Origin of the sequence: Amycolatopsis sp. lyj-108 (genome assembly GCF_046549005.1) — a bacterium.
In the GTDB taxonomy this organism is placed as follows: Bacteria; Actinomycetota; Actinomycetes; order Mycobacteriales; family Pseudonocardiaceae; genus Amycolatopsis.
In genome coordinates, this window is the sequence record NZ_JAJPWQ010000005.1 from 92,561 (window position 1) to 105,943 (window position 13,383).

The 13,383-nt window shown below is 69.3% G+C and carries 12 protein-coding genes; 7 read left to right on the plus strand and 5 right to left on the minus strand.

Going from position 1 to position 13,383, the window contains the following annotated elements; translation table 11 throughout:
• Positions 1-5: 5 nt before the first annotated feature.
• Both ACLJO0_RS19775 and ACLJO0_RS19780 read right to left on the minus strand, forming a co-directional pair.
• Entirely contained in the window at positions 6-1,259 is a 1,254-nt protein-coding gene (locus tag ACLJO0_RS19775) for a sensor histidine kinase (protein ID WP_410579963.1), read from the minus strand.
• Positions 1,256-1,921, minus strand: a complete 666-nt coding sequence (locus ACLJO0_RS19780; protein ID WP_410579964.1) for a response regulator transcription factor — start codon at positions 1,919-1,921, stop codon at positions 1,256-1,258. The genes ACLJO0_RS19775 and ACLJO0_RS19780 overlap by 4 nt, the downstream gene beginning before the upstream one ends.
• A gap of 159 nt (positions 1,922-2,080) precedes the next feature.
• On the opposite strand from ACLJO0_RS19780, the gene ACLJO0_RS19785 reads away from it, so the two are divergent.
• The 4 genes from ACLJO0_RS19785 to ACLJO0_RS19800 all read left to right on the plus strand — a co-directional run bounded on the left by ACLJO0_RS19785 (position 2,081) and on the right by ACLJO0_RS19800 (position 5,669).
• Positions 2,081-2,734 (plus strand): helix-turn-helix transcriptional regulator, encoded by a 654-nt coding sequence (locus ACLJO0_RS19785; protein ID WP_125792536.1) that lies wholly within the window; start codon positions 2,081-2,083, stop codon positions 2,732-2,734.
• Positions 2,734-4,383, plus strand: a complete 1,650-nt coding sequence (locus ACLJO0_RS19790; protein WP_410579965.1) for a right-handed parallel beta-helix repeat-containing protein — start codon at positions 2,734-2,736, stop codon at positions 4,381-4,383. The genes ACLJO0_RS19785 and ACLJO0_RS19790 overlap by 1 nt, the downstream gene beginning before the upstream one ends.
• Before the next feature lie 9 nt (positions 4,384-4,392).
• On the plus strand, positions 4,393-5,055 hold the full coding sequence (locus ACLJO0_RS19795; protein ID WP_125792538.1) for a response regulator transcription factor: 663 nt from the start codon (positions 4,393-4,395) through the stop codon (positions 5,053-5,055).
• Positions 5,056-5,276: 221 nt separating this feature from the next.
• Positions 5,277-5,669, plus strand: coding sequence for a hypothetical protein (locus ACLJO0_RS19800; protein WP_410579966.1), 393 nt, complete (start codon positions 5,277-5,279; stop codon positions 5,667-5,669).
• Positions 5,670-5,837: 168 nt separating this feature from the next.
• Here ACLJO0_RS19800 and ACLJO0_RS19805 read toward each other — a convergent pair whose 3' ends face one another.
• Complete coding sequence (locus ACLJO0_RS19805; RefSeq protein WP_007031477.1) at positions 5,838-6,539, minus strand: IclR family transcriptional regulator; 702 nt, start codon at positions 6,537-6,539, stop codon at positions 5,838-5,840.
• An 80-nt stretch (positions 6,540-6,619) separates the two neighbouring features.
• Here ACLJO0_RS19805 and leuC point away from each other — a divergent pair, with 80 nt between their 5' ends.
• The 3 genes from leuC to ACLJO0_RS19820 all read left to right on the plus strand — a co-directional run bounded on the left by leuC (position 6,620) and on the right by ACLJO0_RS19820 (position 9,594).
• Positions 6,620-8,038: a 3-isopropylmalate dehydratase large subunit gene (gene leuC / locus ACLJO0_RS19810; protein ID WP_410579967.1), complete on the plus strand. Its 1,419-nt coding sequence runs from the start codon at positions 6,620-6,622 to the stop codon at positions 8,036-8,038.
• A gap of 31 nt (positions 8,039-8,069) precedes the next feature.
• On the plus strand, positions 8,070-8,672 hold the full coding sequence (gene leuD, locus ACLJO0_RS19815; protein WP_125792541.1) for a 3-isopropylmalate dehydratase small subunit: 603 nt from the start codon (positions 8,070-8,072) through the stop codon (positions 8,670-8,672).
• A 253-nt stretch (positions 8,673-8,925) separates the two neighbouring features.
• Positions 8,926-9,594, plus strand: a complete 669-nt coding sequence (locus ACLJO0_RS19820; RefSeq protein WP_125792542.1) for an HU family DNA-binding protein — start codon at positions 8,926-8,928, stop codon at positions 9,592-9,594.
• A gap of 533 nt (positions 9,595-10,127) precedes the next feature.
• Here ACLJO0_RS19820 and ACLJO0_RS19825 read toward each other — a convergent pair.
• Positions 10,128-11,063, minus strand: coding sequence for an NUDIX hydrolase (locus tag ACLJO0_RS19825; RefSeq protein ID WP_410579968.1), 936 nt, complete (start codon positions 11,061-11,063; stop codon positions 10,128-10,130).
• Positions 11,060-13,381: an RNA degradosome polyphosphate kinase gene (locus tag ACLJO0_RS19830; protein ID WP_410579969.1), complete on the minus strand. Its 2,322-nt coding sequence runs from the start codon at positions 13,379-13,381 to the stop codon at positions 11,060-11,062. Before ACLJO0_RS19830 ends, ACLJO0_RS19825 begins: the two co-directional genes overlap by 4 nt.
• Positions 13,382-13,383 lie beyond the last annotated feature (2 nt).

Genomic DNA, 13,383 nt, shown 5'->3' on the forward strand with positions numbered 1-13,383 from the left:
CCCGGTCAGTTCGGGCTGACCGGGAACCGAAGCTCGAAGATCGCGCCGCCCTCGTCGGCGTTGTACACCGCGAGAGTGCCGCCGTGCGCCTGCGCGACCCACCGCACGATCGAGAGCCCGAGCCCGGAAGAGCCGCCGGTGCTGGCGAACCGGTCGAACGCCTCACCCGCCAGCGCGGTGTCGATACCCGGGCCGTGGTCCGCGACGGTCACGGTGCCGCCGGCGACGGTCAGGTGCACGAAAGCCTTCGCTCCCGGTTGGCGGCCGTAGCGCACGGCGTTGTCGAGAAGGTTGCCGATGGCCCGTTGCAGCAGTGCGGGATCGGCGTCGACCTTGGTGGGCGCGGCGGTGACGGTGACTTCGGCGCCGTCGGTCGCGGTGTCTTCGACGATGCCCACCACCAGCTGGTCGAGCCAGATCGGCTGGATGCTCAGCTGTTCCACCCCCGCGGCGAGCCGGGCGCGGACGAGCAGGTCGTCGATGATGCCGCCCATTCTCGAGGCGAGGCGGACGGTCCGCGGCAGGAGTTCCGCCGACTGCGCGGGGTTGGCCATCGCGGTTTCGGCGAGCGCGCGCAGGGCGGCGACCGGGGTGCGGAGGTCGTGCGCGGTTTCGGCGAGCAGGACCTCCTGCTGCTGCAGGGCCGCGGCCGCGGGCCGGATCGACCGCCCGGACAGCAGGTGGCCCGCGAACCCCAGTATCGCGACCAGCAGCACGGTGCCGCCGATCACCAGCAGCGTGAACTGGGTGTGCGCGGCGTCTTCGGTCTCCGTGGACTGCACCGCGACGACGGCCGCGAAGGTCTTGCCGTCGCCGTCGCGCAGCGGTTCGGCGCGGACCTTGACCACGTCGCCGTTGGTCGCCTTTTGGTGGCCCTGCACCAGCTTGCCGGTCTTCACCGCTTCGGTGGCGAGCCCGGTCAACAGCTGCATGCTCATCGGGACACAGTTCGCCCGCGAAAGATGCGGCTCGAACGCGGGCGCACCGCCGGGCAGGACCGCGAACTGCGGGCAGCGGTCGTTCAGCACGTCGGTGTTGACCAGACCGAAGCCGACGGTGCCGTCGAATTCGACCAGCCTGCTGACCGACGACGTGACCTGGGTCAGCGCGGCGTCGATCCGTTCCTCGCCCTGGTCGCCGTCCTCGTTGATGAGCAACCCCGCGAAGAGCACCAACCCGAGGGTGTTCATCACGGTGAACAACGCGGTCAGCGTCCAGCGCAGCCTTCGCAGCCGATCGGCCGAGGAGTGGGTGTTCACCGGGCGCCCAGCCGGTAGCCGAGGCCGCGGACGGCGTGGATCAGCTCGGGTTCCTTCAGCTTGCGGCGCAACCGCTTCACCACCACATCGACCACATTGGACATCGGATCGGCCTGCGCGTCCCAGCAGTGCTCGATCAGATCCGCCCGCTGCACCGGCAGGCCCGCCCTGGTCAGCAGGTATTCGAGCACCGCGTACTCCTTGTTGGTCAACGTGAGCAGCACCCCGGCCCGGCGCACCTCACGCCGCGCGCAGTCCATCACCAGGTCTTCGTGCTGCAGCACCGAGGGCCGGTCGAACGCGGAGCGGTGACACAGATTGGTCACCCGCTCGGTCAGCTCGGCCATCACGAACGGCTTCACGAGGTAGTCGTCACCGCCGTGCTCGAAGCCTGCCACCCGGTCGGCGAGCGCGTCGCGGGCGGTGAGGAACAGCACCGGTGCCCGCCAGCCCAGCTGCCGTCGCATGTGGACGTATTCGATGGCGTCGCCGTCCGGCAGCATCCGGTCGAACACCACGCAGTCGTGGCGCGTTTCGCGCAGCAGCCGGTCCGCGGTCGTGATGTCGCCGGCCTCGCCGACGACGAAGCCGGCCGCGCGGAGCTGCGTGACCAGCGCGAGCCGCAGATTCTCGTCGTCTTCGACGACCAACACCCGTGTCATCAAAACCTCATGTTCGGACAGCGAAAGTAGACGCATGCAGTTCCCGGTGCCCCTGAACGCTAACGCGTCGGGTGCCCGCGGCCGCCCGGACGGCGGGGAACTGGCATGAACAGGACGTCGTCGGCGGCACCGCGCCGGGGGAAGAGGGAGGTACCTGCGATGACCGTGCAGACCGGCCAGCTCAGCCTGGTCACGGGAACGGGCCAGGGCGGCGACCGGGCGGGGCTCGGCGAGCTGCTCGCGGAAGCGACCGGCGAGGTGCTCGTGATGAGTACGGGAACGGACACCGCTTTTCAGCGGATCGCGCTCGCGAACGTGCGCCCCGGCGTACGCCACAAGGTGCTCTTCCCCGACTCCGCCCGGATGTCCGGCGCGCTCAACCGGCTTTCGCGGGCCGGGGCCGAGGTGCGGACCGACGCCGAGGTCCCGATGGACGCGCTGGTGATCGACCGGACCTCGGTCGTCCTTCCCGCGGAGGGCAGGCAGGCCGGTTCCGCGGTGTTCCGGCTGCCCGGCGTGGTCACCGCGACGGTCGGCCTCTTCGAGCGGATCTGGCAGGGCGCCGCGCCGCTCGTCCCGCTGGACCTCCGGGAGGCCGAAAACGCTTCGATCCTGACCGGCCGCGAGCAGGAGCTGCTGACGCTGCTGTTCTCCGGTACGACCGACGAATCCGCCGCCGCGCGGCTCGGCGTCTCGGTGCGCACGGTGCGCCGGATGGTCGCCGACATCATGAACCGGCTCGGCGCCCGCAGCCGGTTCCAGGCCGGCGCAAAAGCGGTCGATCGCGGCTGGCTGATGGCGAAGGCCGGCTGATGACGATCTCGACTCCCGGCCGTGTCCTGCTGGTGGCCCAGCGGCCAGGCGCGTATCCGACCATCGGTGACGCCTTGACGGAGGCGTCCGACGGCGCAGTCATCACCATCGCGGGCGGTGAATACGCGGAGACCGTCGAACTGACCGGCCTGCGGGTGACCTTGGCCGCGTCCGACGGCGCCACGGTCGTCATCGACGGCAGGGGCGCGGACCGGCCCGTTTTCCGCAGCACCGGCGGAGCGCTCGCCCTCGAAGGGATCGAAGTCCTGGCGGGCGGCGCGTCCGCGATCCAGGCCGACGACACGGAACTCGCGGTCCGGAACTGCACCGTCTCCGGTGGACGCGGCCCGGCGATCGCGATTCGCGGCGCGACGGCGTTCACCGTGAGCGGTTGCGTGATTTCGGGGACGGAGCAGGGGATCGTCGTCGACGGTTCGCCAGGGCGGATCGAGGACACCACCGTCGAAGACGTGACGGGGGACGGGATCACCCTCGGACAGGGCGCCGATCCGGTCGTGACCGGCTGCACGGTGACCGGCTGCGGCCTGCGCGGTATCTACGTCTACCAGTACGCCAGGCCGGTCATCGAAGGCTGCACCGTCTCGCACACCGGCCACGAAGGCATCGCCGTCGCGCACCACGGGGTGCCCGTCCTCAAGCGGTGCACGGTCACCGACACCAGGGGTTCGGGGATCTCGTTCGCCTCCGGTTGCGGCGGCGAGATCTCCGGATGCCGGGTCTCGAACACCGCGGAACCGGGGATCGCGATCGCCGAAGGGGCGACGCCGACGATCGCCGAGGCCGCGGACCCCGGCACCGTGGGGGACAACGCGTTGGACGAGATGCTCGCCGAACTCGACGCGATGATCGGCCTTCCCGGGGTCAAGGAAGAGGTCCGTTCGCTGGTCGACGAGTTGCAGGTCAACGAATGGCGCCGCCGGGCGGGGCTGCCGGTCGGCGCGGCCGGGCACCATCTGATCTTCGCGGGCGCGCCCGGCACCGGGAAGACGACGGTCGCGCGGATCTACGGCAAACTGCTGAAGGCGCTGGGAGTCCTGCCGATCGGCCAGTTCCGGGAGGTGTCGCGCCGGGATCTCGTCGGGCAGTACATCGGGCACACCGCGGAAAAGACCGCGACGGTGTTCGAAGAGGCCAAGGGCGGCGTCCTGTTCATCGACGAGGCGTACACGCTCACGCGGCTCGCCGGCTCCGGCGGCGACTTCGGCCAGGAGGCGATCGACACGCTGGTCCCGCTGATGGAGGAACATCGTGACGAGGTGGCGGTGATCGTGGCCGGGTACACCGACGAGATGGTCGACTTCCTCGCCGCCAACCCCGGTCTCGCGTCGCGCTTCGGCAAGACGATCGAGTTCAAGAACTACAGCCCCGCCGAACTTCTCGCCATCTTCGGGCGGATGGCGTCCGCCGGGGACTACGAACTCGATCCCGACGCCGGCCCCGTGCTGACCGGCCACTTCCGGCGCGTTTCCGGCGACGTCAACTTCGGCAACGCGCGCGACGCGCGCCTGCTGTTCGAGAAGGCGCGCACGGCTCAGTCACAACGCTTGCGGCTGCTGGGCCGGATGCCCGCGATCGAAGAACTGCGCAGGTTGCACGTGGCCGACGTGGAGGCGGCCATCGCACGATAGCGTGGCCCTGTGCGGGTGCTGGTGACCGAGGACGACGAGAACTTGCGGGTGGCGTTGGAATTCGCCCTGCGCGGCGACGGCTTCGCGGTGGACACCGCCGCCGATCTGCCCGGCGCCGACGAGGCGCTGATGGTGAACGCCTACGACTGCGCGGTGTTCGACCGGATGCTTCCTTCGGGCGACGCGCTGGCGTACGTCCGCAACCGGCGCAGCGCCGGATGGCCGCTGCCGGTGCTGTTCCTGACCGCGCGCGACAGCGTCGCCGACCGGATCGACGGCTTGCGCGTCGGCGGCGGTGACTACCTGGTCAAGCCGTTCGCGATGCCGGAACTGATCGCCAGGGTGCGCAGCCTGTGCCGCCGTGACATGGCCGGGCAGGCGGTGATCCTGCGCTGCGCCGACGTCGAACTCGACACCGGCAGGCACCAGCTCTCGCGGGCGGGGGTGCTGCTCACCGTGACCCGCAAGGAGTACCTCGTCATGGAACGGCTGATGGCCGCGACCGGGCGCCCGGTCTCACGGCGGGAACTCATCCGGTACGCGTGGGACGAGATGGCGGATCCGGCGTCGAACGTGCTCGACGTCGTGATCGCGCGGCTGCGGCGGAAGCTCAAGGATCCTCCGCTGATCCACACCGTGCGGGGGTCGGGCTACCGGATGGCGCCGCTCTAGCTCCGCGGCACGGTCGCCCGTCCGCCGCTCGCGGCCATCCCGCCGTGTCGGGTTGCGAAGGCCACTTTCGCAACCTTCAACGTTGCGGAGGTGGCTTTCGCAACGTGCGGTCGCTCCCAGCCCGCCCGAAACCCAGCCTGAACGAGACCATCGACACTCTTCCGCCCCGGATGTGCCATGCTCGACAGCGCACGAGGCGGCGAAACCGAGAGGTGACGAGGGTGTCCATCTGGGCAGGCGTGATCAATTTCGTCCGGGGCCGGTACGAGGTGCTCGAAGAGCGGGACGGCTGGCTCCGGTTCCGGGTCGACACCGGTGACGGTCGCGGCCAGCAGGTGTCCTTGCACCACTTGCCCGAACACGACGGCGCGGAGTGGGTGGAGATCTCGTCTCCGGTCGGCTGGGCCGACAAGATCGATCTGCGGCGCCTGCTCGAACTGGCGGGCGGCGGTTCGGTCGGCGGCGCGGCGGTGGTGGACGGTGTGGCGCTGCTCAAGCACACGGTCCCGCTGGTCGACCTGAACCTGGTCAACGAGTTCGAACACCCGCTGAAGTCCCTCGTCGCGCGTGCCGACAGCCTCGAACACGAGCTGACCGAGGCCGACGAGTTCTGAGCCCTCTCGTCCATTCAGGACGGAAACGATGAAGGCCCCCTGCCGACGCAGGGGGCCTTCACTCGTCTTGGGGTCGCCAGCGGCCGAGGCGTGTCGCGAAAGCCACTTTCGCGACGTCTGGCGTCCCGAAAGTGGCTTTCGCGACACCGGTACCAACGCGTCTCGGGCTCAGAGGCGCTCCTGGAGCGCGTCCGCGGCGGCGAGCAGGTCCGCGGCCCAGCGTGCCCCCGGTTTACGCCCTATCCGTTCGATGGGCCCGGAAACCGACACCGCGGCGACGACGGTGCCCGTCGAATCCCGTACCGGCGCCGAGACACTCGCCACACCGGGCTCCCGTTCCGCCACGCTCTGGGCCCAGCCGCGGCGGCGGACCTCGAGCAGTGTGCGCTCTCCGTACACCGCCTCGGTGAGGATCGTCCGCTGCGTGTGCGGATCCGACCACGCGGCGAGCACCTTCGCGCCGGAGCCCGCGGTCATCGGCAGCCGTGAACCGATCGGCACCGTGTCACGGAGCCCGCTCGGCGGCTCCGCGGTCGAAACGCAGACACGCTGGACGCCGTCGCGGCGGTACAGCTGAACGCTTTCGCCGGTGATGTCGCGCAATTTCGGCAGCACCGAACTCGCCGCGTCGAGCAGCGGGTCGGTCGAACCGCCGGCCAGTTCCGCGAGTGCGGTACCCGGCCGCCAGCGGCCGTCGGGGCCGCGGCGTAACAGGCGATGCACTTCGAGGCCGACCGCGAGCCGGTGCGCCGTCGCGCGCGGCAGACCGGTCCGCGTGCACAGTTCCGCCAGGCCACAAGGATCTTCGGCCACGGCCTGAAGCACGGCCACGGCCTTGTCGAGTACTCCGATACCGCTATGCTGTCCCACAAGCCGATACTATCTTCCCGAAGTTTGAGATGTCCAGATGGTGGGAAGTACCGATTTCACCGCATGTGAGGAGCCGGAAAATGCCCCGGACACTGGCCGAGAAAGTGTGGGAGTCGCACCTGGTGCGGCGCGGCGAGGGGGCCGAGCCCGACCTGCTCTACATCGATCTGCACCTGCTGCACGAAGTGACCAGCCCGCAGGCGTTCGACGGACTCCGCCTGGCAGGCCGGAAACTGCGCCGTCCCGACCTCACCATCGCGACCGAGGACCACAATGTCCCGACGATCGACATCGAGCTGCCGATCGCGGATCCCGTGTCCCGGACCCAGGTCGACACCCTTCGCGCCAACTGCAAGGAGTTCGGCGTCCGGCTGCACCCGATGGGCGACGCCGAACAGGGCATCGTGCACGTCATCGGCCCGCAGCTGGGCCTGACCCAGCCGGGAATGACCGTGGTGTGCGGTGACAGTCACACCTCGACGCACGGTGCCTTCGGCGCGATGGCCTTCGGGATCGGCACCTCCGAGGTCGAACACGTGATGGCGACCCAGACCCTGCCGCTCCGTCCATTCAAGACGATGGCGATCACGGTCGACGGCGCCCTGCGCCCCGGCGTCACCGCGAAGGACGTCATCCTCGCGGTGATCGCGAAGATCGGCACCGGCGGCGGGCAGGGCTACGTCCTCGAGTACCGCGGCGAGGCCATCGAAAAGCTGTCGATGGAAGCCCGGATGACGGTGTGCAACATGTCCATCGAAGCGGGCGCGCGCGCCGGGCTCATCGCACCGGATGAGACGACGTTCGCGTATCTGAAGGGCCGTCCGCACGCGCCGCGGGGCGCGGATTGGGACGCCGCTGTCGAAAACTGGCGCGAGCTCCGCACGGACGACGACGCCGTCTTCGACGCCGAGGTGCACCTGAACGCCGACGAGCTCACGCCTTTCGTGACCTGGGGCACGAACCCGGGCCAGGGGCTCCCGCTGGGCGCCGAGGTGCCCGACCCGGAGCGGATCGGTGACGAGAACGAGCGCATCGCCGCTGAGAAGGCCCTGTCCTATATGGACCTGAAGCCGGGCACGCCGCTGCGGGAGATCTCGGTGGACACCGTCTTCCTCGGCTCGTGCACGAACGGCCGTATCGAGGATCTGAGGGCCGCCGCGGACGTCCTGCGCGGGCACAAGGTCGCCGATTCGGTCCGGATGCTCGTCGTCCCCGGCTCGATGCGGGTCCGCCAGGCGGCGGAAGCCGAAGGGCTGGACCGGATCTTCACCGAAGCCGGCGCGGAATGGCGTCAGGCCGGCTGTTCGATGTGCCTCGGCATGAACCCGGACCAGCTGAAGCCGGGCGAGCGGAGCGCGTCGACCTCGAACCGCAACTTCGAAGGCAGGCAGGGCAAGGGCGGCCGGACGCATCTGGTCTCACCGCTCGTGGCGGCCGCCACGGCCGTGCGGGGAACCCTGTCCAGCCCCGAAGACCTGCAGCCGGCCACCGTCCGCTGACATCGCTGACATCCGCGAAGGAGTTCCCACCATGGACGCGTTCACCCACCACACCGGCGTCGGGGTCCCGCTGCGCAGGTCCAACGTGGACACTGATCAGATCATCCCGGCGGTCTACCTCAAGCGCGTGAGCCGCACCGGCTTCGAAGACGGCCTCTTCGCCGCCTGGCGCTCCGAGGAGTCGTTCATCCTCAACCAGGAGCCCTTCAAAAGCGGGTCGGTCCTGGTCGCGGGCCCGGACTTCGGCACCGGTTCCTCCCGCGAGCACGCCGTCTGGGCCTTGATGGACTACGGCTTCCGGGTCGTGATCTCCGCCCGGTTCGCGGACATCTTCCGCGGCAACTCCGGCAAGCAGGGCCTCGTCGCCGCTCAGGTCGAGCAGGCGGACGTCGAACTGCTGTGGAAGCTGCTCGAAAACGAGCCGGGGACGGAGGTCACGGTGGACCTCGAGTCGAAGACGGTACGAGCCAAGGACTTCACCGCGCCCTTCCAGATCGACGACTACACCCGCTGGCGGCTCCTCGAAGGGCTCGACGACATCGCCCTGACACTCCGCCACGCGGAGGAGATCGACACTTTCGAGACCCAGCGCCCCTCCTGGAAGCCGGTGACCCTCCCGGCCGCCCACTCCTAGGGCCGGTCAAAGGGGGCGGATTCCCTTGCTGAGCAGGGAATCCGCACCCCGGCCGGGGGTACTCGACACAGCCCCGAAACCACACCGAACGGCACCTCGAGAGGCCCTCAAGGGGTCCCTCGGGAGGCGGAACAGCCCCCGAGACAAGGGAAATTTCCGCGCGTCGTTTGGAATTTGTGCTGCATTGGTAATACCGTGTGCGCTAAGTCGGCCGACGGGGCCGTGTACAAGTAGTTCTTCTTGGAGGACTGGAATGGCCAACAAGGCCCAGCTGATCGAGGCGCTGTCGGAGCGCCTGGGCGACAAGAAGGTCGCGTCGGAGGCCGTCGATGGCCTTGTCGACATCATCATCCGGACGGTCAACAAGGGCGAGAAGGTGAACATCACCGGCTTCGGTGTGTTCGAGAAGCGCGCCCGCGCCGCCCGCACCGCGCGGAACCCGCGCACCGGTGAGACCGTTCGCGTCAAGAAGACCAACGTGCCCGCTTTCCGCGCAGGCACGACCTTCAAGGACGTCATCAGTGGTTCGAAGAAGCTGCCGAAGGCCACCGCTGTGAAGCGTGCGACCGCCGGCACCGCCACTCGCGCCGCCACCACCACCCGCGCGACGACGACCCGGACGGCCGCCAGCCGCCCGGCCGCGACGCGTTCCACCACCACGCGGACCCGCGCCGCCGCCGCCACGACGCGTACGGCTGCGAAGCCGGCCGCCAAGGCGACCGCGACCAAGGCCGCCGCCAAGACGACCGCTGCCAAGGCGGCGCCGAAGACCGCGGCCAAGGCCACGACTCGCGCCACCACGGCCAAGAAGGCGACCGCCACCAAGGCCGCCGCGAAGCCGGCCGCCAAGGCGACCGCTGCCAAGGCCCCCGCGAAGAAGGCTCCGGCCAAGCGGACTTCGGCCGCGGCGAAGAAGAAGTAAGCTCCCTCTTCACGAGAGAGCCAACGGCAGGGCCCCGCGCACCGCGCGGGGCCCTGCCGCATTTTCCGGCCGTCTACCGTGCGGCCGCCTGGTTTCCCCCGACGCGCCCGCGCGCGGTGTCCGGGGGATCTTGTCCCGGAAGGGATCCGCGGCCCCTCAGGGGCTGGATGTGATGCGATTCTCGTGTCGCTGGGCGAAGTCGCGGAAAAGAATCCGCTTCGACCGTCACTCCGATGGACGCATCACCGCGATTTCTCGGTGCCGCCCTCCACAGTGGAGCGACGGGCAGGAACACCGCCGGAGTAGCTCGCGTCACCCACGTGGGGGAGCCTCACGACATTTCCCGTGCTTGGAGACGTAACTCGCGTGCTTGGAAACGTAACTCGTGAGTTACGGCTCCAGACACGTGAGTTACGTCCCCAGACACGCGTGTGCGGTGAAAGCGCAGGCGAAGCGTCGGGCATGGGCAGGCCCCGGTCCTCGCTCACCGGGAGTTTCACGACATCCCCACGACCAAAACACTCACGACCGCGTCAGGGATGTGCGGGAGCCGGCGTGGGCAAAGGCGACGCGAAATAGTCCGCGGCCACCAGCACCGGCCCGTTCTCTTCGGTCGGGGGCCGGAAGGACAGCACCCAGAACGAACCCTTCTTCGACGGCACCACGCCGCCGCGTGCGGCCGGCACATCGACACCGTCGCGGTCGGCCAGTGCGCTGACGACGTCCGGGATCACCCCGCCCTGGCTGGAGATCACCGGCGTCCCGCCGTCTCCGGCGATGGCCAGCAGCCGGGCGACGCCGAGCACCGGGTCCGGCCAGTAACCCTCTTCCGACAGCAGCGGCTCGTGCCGGATCTCGACGCCGAGATCCTCGGCGAGCCCGTTCACCGTCTGGACGCAACGAAGGCGCGGCGCCGAGAGCACCCTGCCGGGCGCGTAGTGCCGCAGAAGCGAACGCAGTGCTTCGGCCTGACGCTGGCCCGCGTCCGACAGCGGCCGCAGGTCGTCGTCACCGTTCCACTCGTCGCGTTTACCCGCTTTGGCGTGCCGCACCAGGATCACCGTGGTGAGTTCGGGCGGCAGCGCGGAGAACTCGCGCAGCACCCGCACGTCCTCCGTCCGCGTCAGCAGTTTCTCCGCCGTTTCCGGGTCGAGCCAGCGCAGCTCGTCGACTTCCTCGTTCGGCGCGAAGGTGCCGGAAACCGCGTGCGCGGAGAAGTAGTCGACGGTCTTCGGCAGTCCCGCCACGGTGTATTCGGTCCGGACCAGATACCGGCCGAGCACGGCCTCGAATCCGGTCTCCTCTTCGATCTCCCGGACCGCCGTCCGTGCGATGGTCTCGCCCGGATCGAGCTTTCCCTTCGGCAGCGACCAATCGTCGTAGCGCGGCCGGTGGACCAGCGCGACCTCGATCCGGTCTCCGTCACGACGCCACAGAACGGCGCCCGCCGCCCGGATGGTCCCGCTCATCCCGCGGCCCCGTGCCGCTTCGCCAGCTCGACCTGGTGGTCGCGGACGTCGTCGCCGGAAGCCGGGAACGGGGTCCACTCGCCGGTCGAGTTCAGCACCCAGCACCGGGTCGACGGATGCAGCGCGGATTCGAAGATGTAGTCCAGCTGCGCCGTCAGCTTCGGATCCTTGACCCGCACCAGCGCCTCGATCCGGCGGTCCAGGTTGCGGTGCATCATGTCCGCGCTGCCGATCCACCGGGTGCCGCCCGCGCGGAAGGTGAAGACGCGCGAGTGCTCCAGGAAACGGCCGAGGATGGACCGCACGTGGATGTTCTCGCTCAGCCCCTCCACACCCGGTTTCAGCGAGCAGATCCCGCGCACCACGATGTCGACCGGCACTCCCGCCTGCGAGGCGTGGTACAGCGCGTCGATCACCTGCTCGTCGACGAGCGAGTTGCATTTGATCCGGATCCCGGCGGTCTGGCCGGCGCGGGCGAGTTCGATCTCCTCGCCGATCGCGCGCACGATGCCGCGGCGGATCCCGTGCGGCGACGTGAGGATGTTGCGGTAGGTGTCCTGACGGGAGTACCCGGTGAGCACGTTGAACAGATCCGTCAGATCCGCGCCGATCGTCGGGTCGGCGGTCAGGATGCCGAGGTCCTCGTACAGGCGCGCGGTCTTCGGGTTGTAGTTGCCGGTGCCGATGTGGCAGTAGCGGCGGATGGTCGAACCCTCCTGGCGCACCACCATCGACACCTTGCAGTGCGTCTTGAGCCCGACGAGCCCGTAGACCACGTGCACGCCGGCGCGTTCCAGTGTGCGGGCCCAGGTGATGTTGGCCTGTTCGTCGAACCGTGCCTTGATCTCGACCAGCGCGACGACCTGCTTGCCCGCCTCGGCGGCGTCGATCAGCGCGTCGACGATCGGGGAGTCGCCGGAGGTGCGGTACAGCGTCTGCTTGATCGCCAGCACCTTGTCGTCCGCGGCGGCCTGTTCGATGAACCGCTGGACGCTGGTGGAGAACGAGTCGTACGGGTGGTGCACGAGGACGTCGCCTTCGCGCAGCGTCGCGAACACCGACTTCGGCGTCTCGCGCTCACCGAACGCCGGATGCGTGGCGGGAACGAAAGGGCGGTCCTTGAGTTCCTTCCGGTCGACACCGGACAACTGGTGCAGGCAGGTCAGATCCAGCAGACCGGGGACCTCGACGACGTCGCGCGGGTCGACCTCCAGTTCGCGCAGCAGCAGTTCGAGCATGTGCTCGCTCATGTCCTGCGCCACTTCCAGCCGCACCGGCGGGCCGAACCGGCGCTGCGCCAGTTCCCGTTCCAGCGCCTGGAGAAGGTCTTCGTCCCGGTCCTCTTCGACTTCGAAGTCCGCGTTGCGGGTGACCCGGAACGCGTGGTGCTCGGTGACCTCCATCCCGGTGAACAGCTCGCCGAGGTGGGCGGCGATCAACTCCTCCAACGGAAGGAACGTCGCGGTGTGGCTCTCCCGCGGCTGCTGCTCGATCCGCATCAGGCGCGGCACGTTGCTCGGCACCTTGACGCGCGCGAACCGCTCCGTGCCCGCTTCGGGGTCCCGGACGGTGATGGCCAGGTTGAGCGAAAGGCCGGAGATGTAGGGGAACGGGTGCGCGGGATCCACTGCCAGCGGTGTGAGCACCGGGAAGATCTGCTCGCTGAAGTAGTTCGACAGCCGGAGCTGGTCGGCGCCGGTCAGGTCGTTCCAGCCGACGATGAGGATGTCCTCGTCGGCCAGCTGCGGCCGCAGGTGCAGCTCGAAGGCGTTGGTGTGCCGCTCGACCAGGTCCTGGTTGCGTTTGGCGATGTAGGCCAGCTGCTCGCGCGGGGTGAGCCCGTCCGCGCTGCGCACCGGGAGGCCGGTCTCGTCGCGGCGTTTCAGCCCGGCGACCCGCACCATGTAGAACTCGTCCAAATTGGACGCGAAGATCGCCAGGAACTTGGCCCGCTCGAGCAGCGGCTGCGACTCGTCCTCGGCCAGCGCGAGCACGCGCGCGTTGAAGTCCTGCCATGACAGCTCACGGTTGAAGTACCGGTCGTCGGGCAGGGTTTCGACGGCGGTGGGCGCCGACGTCACCGCGGGCGGCGCGGAGGGCAGCGCGCGGAACTCCTGTGCGGGACGGCTCGCCGAACCGCCGCGCGTCGCCCGGACGGCCACGCGTGGGGTCGGGGTGCTCGTCTTCGCCGCGGAGGCGCTCTTCCTCGCCCGGACGGGTTTCGCCGTGCCGTGGTCGGGTTCCGGTTTCGCGGCGGAGGTCTTCCGCTTCCTTGCCGAGTTCGGGGTGCCGCCGTCATTTGTGCTCACGGACTTCATTG